A 20,497-nucleotide genomic window follows, 5' to 3' on the forward strand; every position below is an offset into this window, starting at 1 on the left:
CTTCATTAACATCTTTGTATAATTCAAATAAATCTTTGATTTTTGACATACGTTCAGGTTCCCATCCAGGTAAAACTGTTCCATTTGAATCTCCAGAAATGTGGTTAAACATATCTTCAGGGTTTAAAGAATCAATTACATCTTGATTATAAGCAAGAACTGTTGAGCCATCACTTCTAATTCTAGCAAGTTCGGTACGAGTCCAATCAAAAATAGGCATAAAATTATAGCATACTAAGTGGATATCCTCTTTACCTAAGTTTTCAAGGGTTTTTATATAGTTATCAATATAAATATCTCTATCTTCGGAGCCAAGCTTAATAGAGTCATGAATGTTAACACTTTCAATTCCAGATATGTGAAGACCAGAAGCTTCCACTTCATTTTTAAGTTCACAGATACCTTCTCTACTCCATACTTCTCCTGGAAGGGTATCATATAGGGTAGTTATAACACCAGTAACTCCAGGAATTTGCCTAATTTGTTTTAATGTAACAGTATCAAATTTTGAACCAAACCATCTTAATGTCATTTCCATAATAAATCCTCCTTTTAGACACATATAATTATTTTTATTATTAAGTATTCCTTTAAGAAATCCAATTGAATCGATTGTCATGAACATTGTAAAAGTTGTTTTAATATGGTAATTTTAATAAAAGGAGGGAATTATGAGGAAAAATTTAAAAACTGAGTTTACAAAGAGACAATATATGTTCTCAGAGGATTTTGAATTATATTATTACAGTGATTCCAATCCAACTAAGGTAGAATTACATAGCCATAATTATTATGAGTTTTATTTATTTTTAGAAGGAGATATAGATATTTTTATTGATAAGAATAAATACAAGCTACAAAAAGGAGATATGATTCTAGTTCCGCCTAAGGTAAATCATTATCCAATTATTAATAGCAAGGGTTTATACAGTAGATTTGTATTTTGGATAAGTAAAGAATATTTTAATAAATTGTTAGGAATTTCAGAGGATTATGGATATTTAATAGATTTTGTAAAAGAAAAAAAGAAATATATATTTCATAATGATATAATTACCTTTAATACAATACAGTCTAAAATATTTCAACTAATAGAAGAGATGAATTCTAATAGATTTGGAAGAGATACAAAGATATCAATTTGCGTAAATGATTTATTGTTGTACTTAAATAGAATTGTTTATGAAGAAAATAATTTCTATTTACAGAAAGGTGATATAGACTTATACCAAAATATAATTAATTATATAGAAGAGCACTTAGATGAAGAGTTACCTTTAGAAAAAGTAGCAAATGAGTTTTATTTAAACAAATATTATGTATGTCATTTGTTTAAAAATAATACAGGTATTTCTATTCATAAATATATTATTAAGAAAAGATTAGAAAAGTGTAAAAATGCTATTTTAAGTAATATTTCTATTGGTGAAGCTTACTTAATCTTTGGATTTAAAGATTATTCAAGTTTCTATAGAGCCTTTAAAAAAGAGTATGGAGTATCGCCAAAGGATTTTAAAAATATGTATAATATAAATAATTTTTAATTATATATAGTGGATATAAAATGAATAATAAAGTGTAAAATTATTTAGAAAATGTATAAGAAACTTCTAAATAATTTTACATTCTTTATTTAGAAACTTTTAAAAGTTCTAAGATTTATTCTTTGTTCATAAGTTTATTAAGTATTTCTTCAACAGAAGATATTTTATTTATTCTATATGCATTTGCACCACAAAATACTAATCCATTTTCTACATCACCTTTAACAGCTTTTATTAATGCAGAACTAATGCAATAAGGAGTGCTAGCAGGGTTGCATGGAATTAAGCAATCGTAGCATTTTGTTATTTTCACCTTTTGAGTCTTTAAGGTTTCTGTTAATTTATTTCTAATTGCTCTACCTGGCATACCTACTGGGCTTATAGTAAACTCTATATCTTCTTTTTTACAATTTACAAAGGCATTTTTAAAGTTTATGTGAGCATCACATTCATGAGTTGCTACGAACTGTGTTGCAACTTGAACTCCACTTGCACCAAGATCTAAATATTTCATCATATCCTCATGAGTAAATACCCCACCTGCAACTACAATTGGAATTTTTTTATTGAATTCTTTTTCAAAGTTTTTAACTTCTTCTATTACACTTTGAACATTTTTAGCAAAATTAATTGTTTCATCCTCTATTTTATCTTTTTTAAAGCCTAGATGTCCTCCAGCAAGAGGTCCTTCAACAATTACTGCATCAGCAGTTCTATTAAAATGCTTTTTCCAATAAGAAAGTACTATTTTTGCAGCCTTAGATGATGATACTATAGGGGCGATTTTTATTGATTTACCTTGTGTTATTTCTGGTAAGTTTAATGGTAATCCAGCACCTGAAATTATCATATCAGCACCTGCTTCTATAGCAGTTTTTACATATTCAATATAGTTATTCATAGCAACCATAACATTTACAGCAATGATTCCGTTATTACTTATTTCTTTTGCTTTTTTAATATGTTTAGTTAAACCTCGTATGTTAGCTGCTATTGTATTATTTTCAAAATCTTCCTCAAGATATCCTGGATGAGCAGCTGATATTACACCTATTGCTCCATGTTTTGAAACATTTCCAGCAAGATTTGATAGGGATACACCAACACCCATACCCCCTTGAATTATTGGGAGTTTAGCTACTAAATCTCCTATTATTAATGGCTTTATAATCATATATGTTAACTCCTTCCACTCTATAAAAATTACTTTGACTATCAAAGTATAATTAATAGTATAATCTAGTAATTTCCAAAATACAATAACAATAAAAAAAATTTTGAATATTGACAAAATAAAAAATTGGTATTATTATGATGTTAATATTTTGATAGTCAAAATATTTGAAGGGGGTGATAAAATGAATCTTACTTTAGGGGATAAGGTATTAATAGCAATTTTTGCGGCTTTAACATCAATTGGAGCATTTATTAGTATCCCTATACCCTATGTTCCATTTACAATGCAATTTTTCTTTAGTAGTATGAGTGGAATTATTTTAGGTGGGAAGAAGGGGGCCTTATCCCAACTACTATATATTCTTATAGGACTTATAGGTATTCCTGTGTTTACAAAGGGGGGAGGCCCTCAATATATATTTCAACCTACCTTTGGATATTTAATTGGATTAATAATTGCAGCATATGTAATTGGTAAAGTAGTTGAAATAAAAAAGAATAGTTTTAAGAATTTACTTTTAGCAAATTTTTTTGGAATTATAGTTATTTATTTTATTGGAGTAATTTATTTCTATTTAATAAACAAATTTTATTTAGGATTAAATATAACTATAAGCTTAGCAATTTATAATGGGATTTTAATAACACTTCCAGGAGACATTATTAAATCAATATTAACAGCTTTAGTTGGTACTAGGGTTATTAATACAATAGGAATAAAGGTTTCTTTATAAAATAATTTGTTTTAAAGTAAATAAAATTCATTTAGAAATTTTTGTTTTTTAGAAAGAGGCGTGGAATGAGAGGAGTTAAAATACTTGGAATTGGCCATTATTGTCCAGATAATATTATTACAAATAAAGATTTAGAGTCTATTGTGGAGACTACAGATGAATGGATAGTAAAAAGAACTGGCATAAAAGAAAGAAGAATATCTAATGGGGAAGGGACTATTGATTTAGCATATAAGGCAGCAATTAATGCTTTAATAAATAGTAAGTGTAGTAAGGATGATATAGATTTAATAATAGTAGCTACTACTTCACCTGACAAACTAATGCCATCAACAGCATGTTGTATTCAAGGACTTTTAGATTGCAAAAATGCAGCAGCCTTTGATATATCAGCAGCTTGTTCAGGCTTTGTATATTCTTTAATAATCGCATCAGGATTAATTAAAACAACAGATAAAAAGAAGGCATTAATTATTGGCTCTGAAGTTTTATCAAAAATAGTTGATTGGTCAGATAGAAATACATGTGTATTATTTGGTGATGGTGCAGGAGCAGCAGTAATAGAATTATGTGAAGATGAAGACTCAATTATAAGTACTTGTTTTGGAGCAGATGGAAAGTTAGGAGAGAAGTCTTTAGTTGCATCGGAACTAAAATTAAAAACTCCTTTTTCTTTTGATAATTCAAATGAAAAGAGATATATAGAAATGAAGGGTGGAGAAGTTTTTAAATTTGCAGTATCTATTTTACCAGAAATAATTAAAGAATTATTGGATAAGGCAAATGAAAACATAAATGATATTAAATATATTGTGCCACATCAAGCAAATTTAAGAATAATAGATGAAGCTGCTAGAAGATTACAAATAGATAGAGAAAAATTTTATGTAAATGTAGATAGATATGGTAATACATCTGCAGCTAGTATACCAATAGTTTTAAGCGAGCTATTAGATAAAAAGCTTATAAATAGAGGCGACAAAATAATATTAGCAGCTTTTGGTGGAGGATTAACCTGGGCTGGAGCATTAATTAAATTTTAGGAGGAATATAAAATGGTATTTGAAAAGATTAAGGAAATAGTTATGGATCAATTAGGGGTTAATGAAGAGGAAGTAAAGTTAGAAACTAACTTTATTGAGGATTTAGGAGCTGATTCTTTGGATTTATTCCAAGTAGTTATGGAAATTGAAGATGCCTTTAATGTAAAGGTAGAAAATGTAGAAAAGATTAAAACTGTGGGGGATGCAGTTAAGTATATAGAAAGTGTTGCATAAAAAATAGCTTTATAAATTTATATTGGAGGAAGACTCATGGATAACAATATATGCAATTTGTTAAATATTAAGTATCCTATTTTTCAGGGGGGAATGGCATGGGTATCAGATAGTTCTCTAGCAGCAGCGGTATCTAATGCTGGTGGTCTTGGAATTATTGCAGGTGCAAATGCTCCATCAAGTTTTGTGAGAGAGGAAATTAGAAAAGCTAAAGAACTAACTGATAAACCTTTTGGAGTTAATATAATGTTATTATCTGAAAATGCAGATGAATTATCAGATATTATCATAGAAGAAGGTGTTAAAGTTGTAACTACTGGTGCTGGAAATCCAGGAAAGTATATTGAAAAGTGGAAAAATGCAGGGATAAAAATAATTCCAGTTGTAGCATCAGTAGCTTTAGCAAAAAGAATGGAAAAGGCTGGTGCAGATGCAATTATAGCAGAAGGTTGCGAAGCTGGAGGTCATATTGGCAAATTAACTACTATGGTGTTAGTACCTCAAATATCTGATGCTGTAAATATTCCTGTTATAGCAGCAGGTGGAATTGGAGACGGAAGAGGTGTAGCAGCTGCTTTTATACTTGGTGCAAAAGCTGTTCAATTAGGAACTAGATTTTTAGTTGCTAATGAATGTACAATTCACGATAACTATAAGCAAGCAGTAATAAATTCTAAAGACATAGATACTGTTGTTACAGGAAGAGCAACTGGACACCCTGTTCAAGTTATTAAAAATAAATTAGCAAGAAAATATATTAATATTGAAAAGGAAAATGTTTCATTAGAGAAGATGGAGGAATTAGGCAGAGGGGCATTAAGGAAAGCTGTAAAAGATGGAGATATGGAAAATGGATCAATTATGGCTGGACAAATTTCAGGACTTATAAAGAAAAGGCAAAGTGCTAGAGAGATTATTGAAGAAATCTTCCTTGAATATGAAAAAATCAATAATAGTTTTTAGGAGATATAAAATATGAAAATAGCATTTATTTTCTCAGGGCAAGGATCTCAGTATATAGGTATGGGGAAGGAATTATATGATAATATTTTTGTTTCAAAAGAGGTTCTTGATAAAGCAAAGGATTTATTAGATTTTGATATTAAAGAATTAATTTTTAATGGTAAAAAAGAAGAGTTAGATATTACTGAAAACACTCAACCTGCAATTTTAGTTACATCAATTATGGCTATGAAAGCTTTAGAAGAAAAAGGAATAAAACCAGATGTAGTAGCTGGCTTAAGTCTTGGAGAATATTCAGCATTAATTGCATCCAAGTCCCTGTCTTTTGAAGAGGCTATACCATTAATAAGAAAAAGGGGAAGACTTATGCAAGAAGCGGTTCCAATAGGTGTTGGTGCCATGGCTGCAATTATAGGATTACCATTATCTAAATTAAATATAGCCATAAATGAAGCTAGGGAAATGGGAGTAGTGGAAATATCAAATTATAATACCAATAACCAAATAGTTATTGGTGGTGAAAAGTTAGCAGTTGAAAAGGCAAAAAAATTGTCATTAGAAATGGGTGCTAAAAGAGCAATTGAACTTAAGGTATCAGGACCTTTTCATACTTCCTTATTAGAAAGTGCTTCAATTAAGCTTAAAGAGGAGTTAAATAAAATAAATTTTAATAATCCAGAAATTGAAATAATATCTAATGTTACAGCTGATATTATTGAAAGAAAAGAAGAAATAAAAGATTTACTTTGTAAACAAATTAAATCCTCTGTTAGATGGTCTGAAAGTGTGGAAAAGATGATTAATATGGGAGTAGATACTTTTATAGAACTTGGGCCTGGTAGAGTATTAAGTGGATTTATAAAGGAAATTAGTAGAGAAAAAGGTTTAAAACTTAATATCTTTAATGTTGAAGATATGAAATCTCTAAAAAAGACATTAGAAGGGATTGAGGTATTAGATGGTTGTTAATAAAAATGCAATAGTAACAGGTGGAACTAGAGGTATTGGAAGAGAAATAGCTAAAACTCTTGCTGAAAGTGGAGCTAATATTGCAATTAATTATAGAAAATATAATGAAGAAATAGAAAATTTATTAGAAGAATTAAGAAGTTTAGGAGTTAAGGCATTAGGTATTAAATGTGATATTAGTAACGAAGAGGAAGTTAATAATTTTATTAAAGAAGTAAAAGAAAACTTTGGAAGCGTTGATATATTAATAAATAATGCTGGAATAACAAAAGATGGACTATTATTAAGAATGAGTGAAAAAGATTTTAATGAGGTTATTGATGTTAATTTAAAAGGAACCTTCAATATGACAAAGGCTGTATCATCAATAATGGTTAGGCAAAGATTTGGGAAAATAATCAATATTTCATCTGTAGTGGGAGTAGCTGGAAATGCTGGGCAGTGTAATTATGCAGCTTCTAAAGCTGGTGTAATAGGATTCTCAAAATCAATAGCAAGGGAACTAGCATCACGAAATATAAATGTTAATGTAATAGCTCCTGGTTATATTAATACAGATATGACAAAGGTTTTACCAGAGAAAGTAAGGGATGAAGTTTTAAAGACTATCCCTATGAAAAAAATAGGAGAACCAAAGGAAATAGCTAATTTAGTTTTATTCTTATCATCAGATTTATCAAATTATATAACAGGTCAAGTGATAAATGTAGATGGTGGAATGGTTATGCATTAAAGGAGAGAATTAGTATGAAAAGAAGAGTTGTAGTTACAGGATTAGGAGCTATAACACCAATTGGTAATTCTATTGATAGCTTTTGGAGTTCTGTAAAAGAAGGAAAAAATGGAATAGATAAAATTAAATGTTTTGATACAACTGATTTTAAAGTAAAGTTAGCAGCAGAAGTTAAAGATTTTAATGCAGAAAATTTTCTAGGTAAAAAAGATGCAAAAAGATTAGATAGATTTATACAATTTGCTTTAATAAGTGCAAAAGAGTGTGTAAAAGATAGCAATATAGATATGGATTCTGTTGATAGAGAAAGATTTGGAGTTATATTTGCCTCTGGAATTGGTGGACTTATTACACTAGAAAATCAAATGACAAATTTAATTAATAGAGGGCCTAGCAGAGTGTCACCACTTGCAATTCCAACTATTATTTCTAACATGGCTGCTGGAGCAATTGCTATAGAATTTGGTATTGAAGGAAGTTGTTTAAGTATTACAACAGCTTGTGCATCATCAACACATTGTATAGGAGAGGCTTATAGGAGTATAAAAGATGGATATTTAGATAGAGCTATAGTAGGGGGAACAGAAGCTTCAATTTGTAAATTTGGTATTTCAGGATTCCAATCTATGACTGCTCTTAGTAAAAGTGAAGATATTAATAGAGCATCTATTCCATTTGATAAGGATAGAAGTGGTTTTGTAATGGGGGAAGGTGCAGGAGCTTTAATATTAGAAGATTTAGAAAGTGCATTAAGTAGAGGGGCAAAAATATATGGCGAAGTAGTTGGATATGGAACTACATGTGATGCCTATCATATTACTTCACCAAAATTAGATGGAGATGGTGCTTATAGATCTATGAGAGATGCTATAAGAGATGCCAATATATCTCCAGATGAAATTGGATATATAAATGCACATGGAACTTCAACAGAAATAAATGATAAAGTTGAAACATCAGCAATTAAAAGAGCTTTTTCTGAAGCAGAAAAAAAAGTATATGTAAGTTCTACTAAATCTATGACAGGGCATCTACTTGGAGCAGCTGGTGCAGTTGAAGCCATAATTTCAATTAAGGCATTAGAAGAGGGATTTTTACCAGCTAATATAAACTATTTAAATCCAGATGAAGAATGTGATTTAAATTTAGTTGTTAATGATGGAAAAAGTGAAGATATAAATTATGCTATGTCAAATTCCTTAGGATTTGGTGGGCATAATGGAACAATAATATTGAAAAAGTGGAGAGGAAAATAAGATGTTAACTTATGAACAAATTAAAGATTTAATAAAATCAATAGATTGCTCTTCTCTTAGGGTCTTTGAATTAGAAAATCAAGATTTTAAATTAAAGTTAAGTAAAAATGAAGAAAGTTTAAAAAGTAATATAGAAGATAATAATTTAGTAAGTGAATTAGAAGCTGATTTTAGTTCATCTAAATTAAATAGAAGAATAGTTAATAATATGGTAGAAATAAATAATGAGGATAATAATATTGATTCAAATGAAGCTTCTTATAACATAGTTAAATCTCCATTAGTTGGAACTTACTACTCCTCAGGAACTCCAGGAGGAAAGGCTTATGTTAAAAAGGGTGACCATATTAAAAAAGGAGATGTTCTTTGTATAGTAGAAGCCATGAAGATAATGAATGAAATAACTTCTGAATTTGATGGTGAAATAGTTGAAGTACTAAGAAGTGATGAAGATATAGTAGAATATGGAATGGAATTATTTAAGATAAAGTAGGTGAAGACTTTGGATATAAAAGAAATAATGGAAATAATACCCCATAGATATCCCTTTTTATTAATAGATAAAGTAGAAGAATTAGAAAATAATAAAATAGTTGCTATAAAAAATGTTACTATGAATGAATATTTTTTCCAAGGACATTTTCCAACAGAACCAGTAATGCCAGGTGTTTTAATTATAGAAGCCTTAGCTCAAACTGGAGCAGTAGCATTACTTAAAAGAGAAGAATTTAAAGGGAAAATAGCTTATTTTGGTGGAATAAATAACGCTAAATTTAGAAAAAAGGTAGTTCCAGGTGATACTTTGAAATTAGAAGTTGAACTAACTAAAATTAGAGGTATAGCAGGAATTGGCAAAGGAATTGCCTATGTAGATGGCAAAAAGGTATGTGAGGCAGAGCTAACTTTTATGGTTGGTTAGTAAAGAGGTGTTTTAATGATTAGAAAGGTATTAATAGCTAATAGAGGAGAAATAGCAGTAAGAGTAATAAGGGCTTGCAAAGAACTTGGAATAAAAACAGTTGCCATATACTCAGAAGCTGATAAGGAGGCTATGCATACTCAGTTAGCAGATGAAGCTATCTGTGTTGGAAAACCTAGATCTAAGGACTCATACTTAAATGAAAGTAATATTATAAGTGCAGCAGTAATTACTAAATGCAATGCAATACATCCAGGATTTGGATTTTTATCTGAAAACTCTGAATTTGCAGCAATATGTGAGGAATGTAATATAAAGTTTATTGGACCTACTAGTAAAACCATTGGAATAATGGGAGATAAGTCTAGGGCAAGAGAAATTATGAAAAATGCAGTTGTTCCAATAATTCCAGGAAGTAATGGAATAGTAAAAACCTTGGAGGATGCATATATAGAAGCTGATAAAATAGGATATCCAGTAATGATAAAGGCAGCTTTAGGGGGAGGCGGTAAGGGTATAAGAATAGTTTATACAAAAGGTGAGTTAGAAAAGGCTTATTTTACTGCTAAAACTGAAGCTAAAGTGAATTTTGGAGATAATACTATTTATATTGAAAAATTTATAGAGAATCCTAGACATATTGAATTTCAAATTTTAGGAGATGACTATGGAAATATAGTTCATTTAGGAGAAAGAGACTGCACTGTTCAAAGAAGAAATCAAAAAGTATTAGAAGAAGCTCCATCAACAATTTTAAGTGAAAATCTTAGAAGAGAGATGGGGAAGGCAGCTATTAATGCTGCAAAAGCAGTTAATTATGTAAATGCTGGTACTATAGAATTTTTAGTAGATAAGCATGGTGATTTTTATTTTATGGAGATGAATACCAGAATACAAGTAGAGCATCCCATAACAGAGATGGTAACTTCTATAGATATAGTAAAAGAACAAATAAATATAGCAAATGGAGAAAGATTAAGTTTTTCTCAAGAAGATATTAAAATTAAAGGGCATGCTATTGAATGTAGAATAAATGCCGAAAATCCTAGTAAGGGATTTATCCCTTCTCCAGGGAAAATAGAATTTTTAAATTTGCCTGGTGGGAATGGAATAAGAGTAGATACTGCTGTGTTTACAGGCTATACTATACCACCAACTTACGATTCTATGATTGGGAAATTAATAGCCTATGGAAACAATAGAGAAGAGGCTATTAATAAGATGCTAAGAGCATTAGATGAATTAGTAATTGAAGGAATTGACAATAATATAGATTTTCAGATAGATATTTTAAATAATAAAAAGTTTCGCTTAGGAGACTATGATACTAGTTTTATAAGCAAAGAATACAATTTATAGTTGGTGAAAAAATATGGGGATTTTTAAAAAAAGACAATATGGAGTTATAAACATAACTAATTTAGAAGAAAAGGATATACCAGTAGTTCCAGATGGTACTTGGATAAAATGTAATAATTGCGGTAAGATTTTATATAAAAAATCCTTAGAGGAAAATTATAATGTTTGTACTAATTGTAATTATCATTTTAGGCTTGGAAGTTACGAAAGAATTAAACAAATTTGTGACAAAGGAACTTTTAGGGAATTGAATAAATATATGAAGTCAAAGAATCCAATGAATTTTCCAAACTATGAAGAAAAATTAAAGTTAAATGAAGAGAAAAGTAGCATTAATGAGGCAGTAGTAACTGGTCAATGTGAAATAGGTGGAAATAAAGCAATTATTGCGGTTATGGATTCAAATTTTTTAATGGGAAGCATGGGAACAGTAGTAGGAGAAAAAATTACTATTGCAGTAGAAGAAGCTACAAAAAGAAGGCTACCTATAATTATGTTTACCGCTTCAGGTGGAGCAAGGATGCAGGAGGGAATATTATCCCTTATGCAAATGGCTAAGGTAAGTAACGCATTATCAAGACATAGTGAAGCAGGATTACTATATATAACTGTATTAACAGATCCAACAACAGGAGGAGTAACAGCAAGTTTTGCTATGCTTGGAGATATAATATTAGCAGAGCCAAAGGCTTTAGTTGGTTTTGCAGGGAGAAGAGTAATTGAGGGAACTATAAAAGAAAAATTGCCAGAAGATTTTCAAAGTGCAGAATTTTTATTAGAACATGGATTTATAGATAATATTATTAAAAGAGAAAATTTAAAAATGGCTCTTTCAGCTCTTCTAAATTTCCATATAATTAAGGAGGTGTAGTTGTGAAGGATATTAAGGCTTATGATAGATTAGTAATTGCAAGAATGATAGAAAGACCAACTGCACTAGATTATATAAATAAAATATTCACTAATTTTTTTGAATTACATGGAGATAGAATTTTTAGAGATGATAAATCTATTGTTGGTGGAATAGGTCTTTTAAATGGAAGACCTACAACTATAATAGGTATTCAAAAAGGGAAAGATCTAAAGGAAAACATGGAGAGAAATTTCGGCTCTCCCTACCCAGAAGGATATAGAAAAGCATTAAGATTAATGAAGCAAGCAGAAAAATTTAATAGACCAATTGTATGCTTTATTAATACTTCAGGAGCCTATTGTGGAATAGAAGCAGAAGAAAGAGGGCAAGGAGAAGCAATTGCTAGAAATCTAATAGAGATATCTAAAATTACTGTACCTATAATTTCTATAATAATAGGAGAAGGTGGAAGTGGTGGAGCTATTGCATTAGCCTGTGGCGATAGGGTATGGATGCTAGAAAACTCAGTTTATTCCATATTATCCCCTGAAGGCTTTGCATCTATCTTATTAAAGGACTCATCAAAGTCCAAAGAAGTTGCAGAAATCATGGGAATAACCTCTTATGAGTTATTAGAAAGAGGCATAATTGAAAAAATAATTAAAGAACCTAATGGTGGTGCTCATAAAAATTTAGATTTAGTTGCAAATACTATAAAGGATGAACTAATTAAAGAATTTAAAGTATTAAGTAATAAATCTAAAGATATACTTTTAGAAGAAAGATATCAAAGGTTCAGAAAATTCAGTTAAAAACCAGTTAAAATATCCTTTTGCTGTGACCTCTCTAGCTACAAGTCATAGCAAAAGGATATTTATATTTTTTTAACTACAATAAAAGAGATACTTCACCTGTAATTATTTTTTCAGTTGTGTTGTTTGGAGTTTTTACTAAAAGGGAGCCATCTTCTAAAATATCTATGGTAATAACTTTTCTTATGAAATTCTTATATTCTAATCTCACTTCTTTATTAATTACAAGAGAATTATTTTTGTATATTCTTAGAATATTATTTTTATTTCCATTTATTAATTCATTATATTGGTTATAAAAATTTTCTAGGAATTTATCTAGTATTTCTTCTCTTTTAAAAGGTTTTCCTGTTGAAATTAATAATGATGTAGCTATTTCTTTTAGTTCATCATTAAAATCACTTAATTCTAAATTTACATTTATTCCTATACCAATAACTATGTAATCAATTTTATTATTTGAAATTTTTGATTCAGTTAGAATACCACATAATTTTTTTGAATTTAAATAAATATCATTTGGCCATTTAATTTCAGTATTTATTCCAAAATCTAAAAAAGTATTATGTAAAGCTGTAGAGGTTAAAACTGTTAAGAAGTTTATATCCTTTAATTCTATAGAAGACTTTAATAGCATGGAAAACCAAAGTCCTTTTCCTTTAGGAGAGACCCAAGTTCTACCTTTAGTTCCTTTTCCATCACTTTGTGTATCACTTATTACTATAGTATCTTTAATGAATCCATTTTCACCTATTTTTTTGCAAAAGGTATTAGTGGAATTAATTGTATCTAGAAAAATAAAGTCTATATTTTTATATTTTGATATGAATTCATTATTCATATTATATTACCGCCATTTCATTAAAAAAATAATATTTTAGTACTTATTGATATTTTAACCTTAGTGGTAAATGTTGTCTATGATATAAAGGTATTTAAATTGTGAAATATATAGGTTATAATATATTAAATAATTATCGTAATTATAGTATTCTAATTGCAATAAGGGGGTATTTAAATGAAGAGAAGTGATTATATTTCTTGGGATGAATATTTTATGGGGGTTGCTATTTTAGCAGGGATGAGAAGTAAGGATCCTAGCACTCAAGTTGGTGCTTGCATAGTAGATAATGATAATAAGATATTAAGTCAAGGCTATAATGGATTGCCTAGAGGCTGTTCAGATGATGAATTCCCTTGGAGTAGAGAAGGAAACATGCTTGAAACAAAATATCCTTATGTAGTTCATGCTGAATTAAATGCAATATTAAATAGTAGAGGTACTAATTTGGTAGGTTCGAAGATATACGTTGCTTTATTTCCTTGTAATGAATGTGCAAAAGCAATAATTCAATCAGGAATTAAGGAAGTAGTTTATTTATCAGATAAATACTCAGATACAGATATAGTAAAAGCATCAAAGAGAATGTTTAATGCTGCTGGAGTTAAGATGACTAGATTAGAACCTAAAAATAAGAGAATAGAAATATCTTTTGATATAAATAATATTTAAAATTACTTGGAAGCTTATTGCTTCCTTTTTTATTTATATATAATGGAATAAAATGTATAATATATATAAGAAATTAATAGGGGAAATTCATGAATAAGTAGATTTGTTTACAAGTTGGAAATAAGTTTAAAAATGATGTTAATATTTATAATTTATATTATCAAAAAGAAATGAGATTTAGGAGAATAAAATGAGAGAAAAAATATTAATTATAGAAGATGATAAGGATATATGTGAAATACTAAGATTTGCTTTAATGAAGGAAGGATATATAGTTAAAGTAAATCCTAATGGGTTAGAGGCTAAAGATGAAATACGAAGTTTTAGTCCTAATTTAATACTATTAGATATTATGTTAAAGGACACAGATGGCTTTAGTGTTTGTAAAGAAATTTCAAGGTATAAGATTCCTATAATTATGCTGACTGCTAGAGTAGATATAATGGATAAGATTTTAGGATTAGAATTGGGAGCAGATGATTATATAACTAAGCCATTTGATATTAGAGAAGTTATAACTAGAATTAGAGTTTGTCTTAGGCGAATAGAAGAAATTAATAAGATTTCTAATACTGAAAAGGTTAATGAAATATTAATAGAAAATATTAATATAAATGAAGATTCTAGAAGTGTATATGTGTTAGAAAAAGAGGTTCAATTAAAGCCTAAGGAGTTTGAATTACTTTTATTCTTATCTAAGAATCCTAATAAAGTTTTTTCAAGGAATCAATTATTAGATTTAGTTTGGGGATATGATTATTTAGGGGATACTAGGACTATAGATGTTCATATAACAAGATTAAGGAAAAAATTAAATGAAGAATTTAAAATAGAAACTGTTTTTGGAATTGGATATATGCTGAAGGTGAAAAATGTTAACAATTAGAAAAAAGTATGGATTAGTTTTAGGAAGTGTATTTATAATATCTATTATTATTTTTAATTTACTATTAAATGAATTCTTTGATAATAGCTTTAAAGAATTTGTAGTAAATGATATGGAAGATATTTATAAAATATCAAGTAAGAATTTAGAAGATTATGCTGTATTAAATAGTATTGATAAAAATAAAATGAATACTGATGATTTTGATAGCAAAGCTATGAGTTTTATTGTTGAAAGAGTAAATAGTCAAGGGATTTTCTATAATATTAAGGGTGAAGTTATATCCAATGGAATAAATAGTGGACAAGTTATAGACTTGAGTATTATTAAAGATTTACCACCATCCTTTGAAAGGACTAAAAATGATAAGACAGTAGTAGATATTATAAATAAAAATAGAAATGTACTCGGTAAGTTAAGTATTCCAATTTATAATGAGGAAAAACAAATTGGAGTATTAGTTTTAGTTAAAGATTACAGTAATGACTTTGCAAATAATTTAAAAGTAAAATCTATAATAAATATAATGGTTTCTATTCTATTTATTATAATTTTTATATGTATATATTTTTTATCATCATCCATCATTAAACCAATAATAAAATTAAAGGATAAGATTTTACAAATAAGTAAAGGCGATTATCCAGAGAAAATTAAAATTAAATCTAATGATGAAATAGGTATTCTTATAAATAGCTTTAATGATATGAGTGAAAAATTAAAACTTAAGGATGAGCAGGAAAAAAATATCTTTAGAAATATTACTCATGAGTTAAAAACACCTTTAACTAATATTTCTGGTTATGCACAAATCTTATTAGATGATGATTTTAATGATGAAGAATTTAAGAAAAATGCTTTAGATAGAATAATTTCAGAAAGTAATAGAATGCATGAATTAGTAATGTCATTACTAGAAATATCAAAGCAAAGTAGCGATTTAAAGGAATATTCCTTTGAAGAAATTAACATAAAGAATATTATTAATGATATTTTGAATTTCCANNTAAAATAAATAAAAAGAATCTTAAATTAGTTACTAATATAAATAAAGATACTATAAAAGGGAATAAAGAATTCTTAAAGATATTAATTAGTAACTTAATAGATAATGGTATTAAGTACTCTTATGAAAATACTGAAGTAAAAATAGAAACAAAAGAAGATAATACACAATTTCAGTTTTCAATATTAACAACAGGAAAAAAGATACCTATTGACTTTAAAGATAAAATATTTGAACCCTTTGTAAGAATAGAAGAAAAAGGGTTTTCATCTAAGGATTCAAATGGATTAGGATTATATATCTGCAAAAATATAGTTTTAGGGCATAAGGGAACTATAGAAGCTGAAATAAATGATGATATAACAAAATTTATAGTAAATCTCCCAAAAGATTAACAACTTAGAAATAACTTAGTATTAGTTTAAAAATATTAAGCAGATAAAATTAAAATATAGAAGGGAGAGATAATATGAAAAATAAAAAGTTATTAATAGTTTTAATGATTGTTACATCAAGTATAATGGTAAGTTGCTCAAGTAAAATTTTAAGTGGAGATAAGGTTATTGATAGTATAGTAATAGATGAAGATGCAAAAGAAACAGCTAATAGTAATAATACAATTAATATTACTAAAATAGCTATAACTGAAAATCTTAATGGAACTAGAAAAGGAGCTATATTAACAGGAGCAAGTAATGGGAAGTTGATTCAAATAAAATTAAAAGAAAATCTTGAAGAGAATAAAGAAACTCAATTTCCTAAAGAATACATTGAAAGCTTAGAAGTAGGGACAATTACAGAGAAAATAAAAGATAATAGAAATGTAGTTACTTGGGAAAATAAAGATATTGATGGACAATTAATTAGAGAATATATGGGGACTGAAGGTAAACTTAGAATACTAAAGGATAATAAAGTATATGAATTAGATGAAAATTATAATTTGAAAGAAGCTACAGCATATAAAAAATTAATAGAAGATACCAATGGAGATATAAATAGATTTGAGCTAAGTTATGATGAAAACTTAGAGATATATTATATGGATAATAATGATGATAAACTGGGGATAATTGATACGGAATATGATAAGTACTATGAAATAAATAGAAAAGACCTAGGTAATATGGAAAATAAAAGATTAAATATTTTAATGGCAGAAAATAATAAAATTTATCTTTCTATAGTTGATACAGCCAATAAAGAAACAAGTACTATAGGATATATTAAAGATAATAAACTAACAACATTCTTTGATGAAAATAGTGTAATAAAGGTTAGAGTTACTGGAGATGTAATATATAGCAATAATAATATACTTTTTTCAGGGTATGTTGAAGATGATTATGGTATTTGGAACTATAATACAGAAACAAAGAAATTAGAAAAACAAGTAAAATTAAAATCAGATTTTTCATATTTTAAAGTTAGTAAAGATAAAAGTTTTATAATAATTGAAAATATGAATTTTTATGAAGACTATAGTATAAATATAGCAAGAATAGATGATAATTTAAAAATATCAAATATTCAAGAGCTTACTAATTCGATTTTACCTAATAGAAGTATTAGTAATAGTGTAGGTGTAACAACATGGAGTAATAATGAAAATAAATTTTATGTAGGCTATGTAAAAGACAATATGGTAGATGGAAGAGGAAAAATAGATAATTTATATTTGGATGTTTATTATGAGATATATGAAGTTAAATAAATAATATTTATATTTAAATTCAAATTATATGAATTTTTTGGATAACTTAGCATTAAATATAATTTTAAAATTATGTAAATAATATATAAAAAATATATAAAATATGATAATATCATAATTGCGGTTTTATTATTATATTAAAGTGAGGTTAAAAATATGCCAGAAAATAAAAGTAAAAAGATCATGTGGTATAGTCTTGCATTTATGGCTTTTTCAGGAGTTTGGGGATTTGGTAATGTAATTAATGGATTCTCTGAATATAATGGACTAAAAGCAATTGTAGCTTGGCTAATTATTTTTGCTATATACTTTATACCATATGCACTAATGGTAGGAGAATTAGGATCAGCATTTAAAAATCTTGGAGGTGGAGTTAGTTCTTGGGTTGGAGAAACCATAGGACCAAAACTTGCATATTATGCAGGCTGGACATATTGGATTGTTCATATGCCATACCTTTCACAAAAACCTAATAGTTTTATGATAGCAGCAAGTTGGGCTGTGTTCCAAGATAGTAGAGTCAGTAGAATGAATACAGTATTATTACAAATATGTTGTTTAATTATTTTTTTAGTTGCTATGTATATTGCGTCAAAGGGATTAAATCCATTAAAGAAATTGGCTTCTTTAGCAGGAACATCTATGTTTGTAATGTCAATGCTTTTTATTTTATTAATGATGGCAGCACCAGCAATTACAAATGTTCAGTTAAATCAAATTGATTGGTCATTAAGTACATTTTTACCTAAGTTTGATATGTCATTCTTTACTAGTATATCAATATTGGTTTTTGCAGTTGGAGGATGTGAAAAAATATCTCCATATGTAAATCAAATGAAGGATCCAGCTAAAGGATTTTCAAAGGGAATGATTGCATTAGCTGTTATGGTTTCTGTTACAGCAATACTAGGAACAATTTCATTAGGAATGATGTTTGATTCAAATAATATTCCTAATGATTTAATGACAAATGGAGCATATTATGCATTCCAAAAGTTAGGTGAGTATTATAGAGTAGGAAATTTATTTGTTATAGCTTATGCAATTACTAATATGATTGGACAATTTGCAGTTTTAATTATTTCAATTGATGCACCATTACGTATGTTACTAGATAGTGGAGATAGAAGATTTATTCCAGAGAAACTATTCGTAAGAAATAAAAGCGGTGCATATACTAATGGACATAAATTAATTCTTGTTATAGTATCTATATTAATAATTGTACCTGCTATAGGAATTGGAAGTGTAGATGAATTAGTTAGATGGCTAATAAAGCTAAATGCAGTATGTATGCCATTAAGATATTTATGGGTGTTTGTAGCGTATATAGCTTTAAAGAAGGTTGGAGGAAAATTCGAAAGAGAATACTATTTTGTTAAGAATAGAACCTTAGGAATTATTATAGGAGCTTGGTGTTTTGCTTTTACAGCATTTGCATGTATAGGAGGAATGTATTCTACTGATTCATTCCAATTATTACTAAATATCATAACTCCATTTATATTAATTGCATTAGGATTAATCTTACCTTATATAGCTAAGAAAACAAACGCATAATATATTATAAGGGCTGTTTCAGTGATTTTATTAATTAAGGAAACAGCCACTTTTTCTTTCTAACCATAGTAAGAAATTCAGTTAAATTTCCTTGAAATTCTCTATTATATATGAATATAAAAACAAAATTGAAAGAAACTTTTACTTATATTATTTTAAATATACTAAAAGTGTGAAATTTTGCATAAAAATTCATGTGGTTAGAGGTGTTATTTTAAATATTTTGCTTTGGAATTTATGAATTATATTTAGAAATTACATAATTTATAAGAAAATATTTAAGAAATAGATTCATTTATGAAAAACTAATAAAATTTATAAAAATACTGTTATCTGAATAAAAAATCTGTTAATCTTGTTATGTTAATAATGATAAACTTTAGCTAAAAATACAGATAAGAATAAAGGTGAGGAAAAGCAAATGACAAATGGAAAAGTTTTAGATGTTATGAAAGAATATACAATGATTACTCTTGGGGTAATACTTGTGGCTGTAGGATTACAGTATTTTTATTCACCAAATGATTTAGCAGCTGGTGGATTAAGCGGTATGTCCCTTATTATAAATAACTTTATTCCAGTACTTTCAGTTGGTGTTACAATTTTTGTTGGAAATTTAATATTATATGTTATTGCATTTTTTATAATTGGTGGAGACTTTGGTTTTAAAACAATATATGGTAGTGTTATGCTATCTGTTGTTATTGAAGTATTAGATAGAGTATTTAAAGCTCGAGCTTTAACAAACAATTTATTAAGTTCAGTTTTGATTGGAGCTATACTAATATCATTAGGATTAGGAATTGCATTTTATTATAATGCTTCAACAGGTGGAACTGATATCTTAGCCAAGATATTAAATAAGTACTCTACATTTAATATAGGAATTTCATTATTGTTTGTAGACATAATAGTTACTATTTGTGGTGGAATTGTATTTGGATTAGAAAAAGGAATATATTCATTATTAGCAGTTTTTATAACTGGAGTTTTAATAGATAAATTTATACTTATTTTAACTAATTATAAGAATAAAAAAGAGAAAATTAGTGAAGCAGTATTAAATTAATATAGAGGTACTTAACCTTAAGAGCAATCTAAGGGTTAGGTACCTTTATTAATTATTAAACTATAATTACATAAGCCTATTTTTGTATTTAAAATAATTCATTGGAAATATTTACAAAATGTTCTATAATGTAATATGGTGAAATAATAATGTA

At 27.8% G+C, this 20,497-nt stretch carries 23 protein-coding genes; 20 read left to right on the forward strand and 3 right to left on the reverse strand.

The features are described 5' to 3' along the window. Positions 1-538, reverse strand: a 538-nt coding sequence (locus HUJ77_RS08515) for a mannonate dehydratase (protein ID WP_291708156.1), incomplete at its 3' end; no start/stop codon positions are given. A gap of 133 nt (positions 539-671) precedes the next feature. On the opposite strand from HUJ77_RS08515, the gene HUJ77_RS08520 reads away from it, so the two are divergent. Beyond that, a complete protein-coding gene (locus tag HUJ77_RS08520) occupies positions 672-1,544 on the forward strand; it encodes an AraC family transcriptional regulator (RefSeq protein ID WP_291708157.1) in 873 nt (290 codons plus the stop codon). A 115-nt stretch (positions 1,545-1,659) separates the two neighbouring features. On the opposite strand, the gene HUJ77_RS08525 is transcribed toward HUJ77_RS08520, so the two are convergent. Next, positions 1,660-2,718, reverse strand: coding sequence for a nitronate monooxygenase family protein (locus tag HUJ77_RS08525; RefSeq protein ID WP_291708158.1), 1,059 nt, complete (start codon positions 2,716-2,718; stop codon positions 1,660-1,662). A 184-nt stretch (positions 2,719-2,902) separates the two neighbouring features. Here HUJ77_RS08525 and HUJ77_RS08530 point away from each other — a divergent pair, with 184 nt between their 5' ends. The 12 genes from HUJ77_RS08530 to HUJ77_RS08585 all read left to right on the forward strand — a co-directional run bounded on the left by HUJ77_RS08530 (position 2,903) and on the right by HUJ77_RS08585 (position 12,595). Further along, positions 2,903-3,454, forward strand: coding sequence for a biotin transporter BioY (locus HUJ77_RS08530; RefSeq protein WP_291708159.1), 552 nt, complete (start codon positions 2,903-2,905; stop codon positions 3,452-3,454). 65 nt (positions 3,455-3,519) lie between these two features. Continuing rightward, positions 3,520-4,497, forward strand: coding sequence for a beta-ketoacyl-ACP synthase III (locus HUJ77_RS08535; RefSeq protein WP_291708160.1), 978 nt, complete (start codon positions 3,520-3,522; stop codon positions 4,495-4,497). Between the two features lie 12 nt (positions 4,498-4,509). Next, positions 4,510-4,731, forward strand: a complete 222-nt coding sequence (gene acpP / locus HUJ77_RS08540; RefSeq protein WP_291708161.1) for an acyl carrier protein — start codon at positions 4,510-4,512, stop codon at positions 4,729-4,731. Positions 4,732-4,767: 36 nt separating this feature from the next. Further along, positions 4,768-5,694, forward strand: a complete 927-nt coding sequence (gene fabK, locus HUJ77_RS08545; RefSeq protein ID WP_291708162.1) for an enoyl-[acyl-carrier-protein] reductase FabK — start codon at positions 4,768-4,770, stop codon at positions 5,692-5,694. 12 nt (positions 5,695-5,706) lie between these two features. Continuing rightward, positions 5,707-6,663 carry an ACP S-malonyltransferase gene (fabD, locus tag HUJ77_RS08550; protein WP_291708163.1) on the forward strand — a complete coding sequence of 319 codons (957 nt, stop codon included), beginning with the start codon at positions 5,707-5,709 and terminating at the stop codon, positions 6,661-6,663. Continuing rightward, on the forward strand, positions 6,653-7,396 hold the full coding sequence (fabG, locus tag HUJ77_RS08555; RefSeq protein ID WP_291708164.1) for a 3-oxoacyl-[acyl-carrier-protein] reductase: 744 nt from the start codon (positions 6,653-6,655) through the stop codon (positions 7,394-7,396). The genes fabD and fabG overlap by 11 nt, the downstream gene beginning before the upstream one ends. A gap of 14 nt (positions 7,397-7,410) precedes the next feature. Then, positions 7,411-8,652, forward strand: coding sequence for a beta-ketoacyl-ACP synthase II (gene fabF, locus HUJ77_RS08560; RefSeq protein ID WP_291708165.1), 1,242 nt, complete (start codon positions 7,411-7,413; stop codon positions 8,650-8,652). 1 nt (position 8,653) lies between these two features. Next, the gene (gene accB / locus HUJ77_RS08565; RefSeq protein ID WP_291708166.1) at positions 8,654-9,145 is read left to right on the forward strand and encodes an acetyl-CoA carboxylase biotin carboxyl carrier protein; all 492 of its coding nucleotides are present in this window, start codon (positions 8,654-8,656) and stop codon (positions 9,143-9,145) included. Beyond that, positions 9,146-9,571, forward strand: coding sequence for a 3-hydroxyacyl-ACP dehydratase FabZ (gene fabZ, locus HUJ77_RS08570; protein ID WP_291708167.1), 426 nt, complete (start codon positions 9,146-9,148; stop codon positions 9,569-9,571). Between the two features lie 15 nt (positions 9,572-9,586). Beyond that, positions 9,587-10,930, forward strand: coding sequence for an acetyl-CoA carboxylase biotin carboxylase subunit (locus tag HUJ77_RS08575; RefSeq protein ID WP_291708168.1), 1,344 nt, complete (start codon positions 9,587-9,589; stop codon positions 10,928-10,930). A gap of 13 nt (positions 10,931-10,943) precedes the next feature. After that, entirely contained in the window at positions 10,944-11,801 is an 858-nt protein-coding gene (gene accD / locus HUJ77_RS08580) for an acetyl-CoA carboxylase, carboxyltransferase subunit beta (RefSeq protein WP_291708169.1), read from the forward strand. Positions 11,802-11,803: 2 nt separating this feature from the next. Beyond that, positions 11,804-12,595: an acetyl-CoA carboxylase carboxyltransferase subunit alpha gene (locus tag HUJ77_RS08585; RefSeq protein WP_291708170.1), complete on the forward strand. Its 792-nt coding sequence runs from the start codon at positions 11,804-11,806 to the stop codon at positions 12,593-12,595. Between the two features lie 76 nt (positions 12,596-12,671). Here HUJ77_RS08585 and HUJ77_RS08590 read toward each other — a convergent pair whose 3' ends face one another. Next, a complete protein-coding gene (locus tag HUJ77_RS08590; RefSeq protein WP_291708171.1) occupies positions 12,672-13,436 on the reverse strand; it encodes a biotin--[acetyl-CoA-carboxylase] ligase in 765 nt (254 codons plus the stop codon). Between the two features lie 177 nt (positions 13,437-13,613). On the opposite strand from HUJ77_RS08590, the gene HUJ77_RS08595 reads away from it, so the two are divergent. The 7 genes from HUJ77_RS08595 to HUJ77_RS08620 all read left to right on the forward strand — a co-directional run bounded on the left by HUJ77_RS08595 (position 13,614) and on the right by HUJ77_RS08620 (position 20,343). After that, entirely contained in the window at positions 13,614-14,108 is a 495-nt protein-coding gene (locus HUJ77_RS08595; RefSeq protein WP_291708172.1) for a dCMP deaminase family protein, read from the forward strand. Positions 14,109-14,298: 190 nt separating this feature from the next. Beyond that, positions 14,299-14,994 carry a response regulator transcription factor gene (locus HUJ77_RS08600; protein WP_291708173.1) on the forward strand — a complete coding sequence of 232 codons (696 nt, stop codon included), beginning with the start codon at positions 14,299-14,301 and terminating at the stop codon, positions 14,992-14,994. Continuing rightward, positions 14,981-16,009 (forward strand): HAMP domain-containing sensor histidine kinase, encoded by a 1,029-nt coding sequence (locus tag HUJ77_RS08605; RefSeq protein ID WP_291708174.1) that lies wholly within the window; start codon positions 14,981-14,983, stop codon positions 16,007-16,009. The genes HUJ77_RS08600 and HUJ77_RS08605 overlap by 14 nt, the downstream gene beginning before the upstream one ends. Positions 16,010-16,053: 44 nt before the next feature. After that, on the forward strand, positions 16,054-16,395 hold the full coding sequence (locus HUJ77_RS15445) for an ATP-binding protein (RefSeq protein WP_366033111.1): 342 nt from the start codon (positions 16,054-16,056) through the stop codon (positions 16,393-16,395). Positions 16,396-16,469: 74 nt separating this feature from the next. Beyond that, on the forward strand, positions 16,470-17,714 hold the full coding sequence (locus tag HUJ77_RS08610) for a hypothetical protein (RefSeq protein ID WP_291708175.1): 1,245 nt from the start codon (positions 16,470-16,472) through the stop codon (positions 17,712-17,714). Positions 17,715-17,870: 156 nt separating this feature from the next. Then, positions 17,871-19,274, forward strand: coding sequence for an amino acid permease (locus HUJ77_RS08615; RefSeq protein ID WP_291708176.1), 1,404 nt, complete (start codon positions 17,871-17,873; stop codon positions 19,272-19,274). Between the two features lie 421 nt (positions 19,275-19,695). Beyond that, a complete protein-coding gene (locus HUJ77_RS08620; protein ID WP_291708177.1) occupies positions 19,696-20,343 on the forward strand; it encodes a YitT family protein in 648 nt (215 codons plus the stop codon). The last annotated feature ends 154 nt before the right edge of the window (positions 20,344-20,497 follow it).

Source organism: Clostridium sp. (assembly GCF_021443865.1).
Taxonomy (GTDB): Bacteria; Bacillota; Clostridia; order Clostridiales; family Clostridiaceae; genus Clostridium.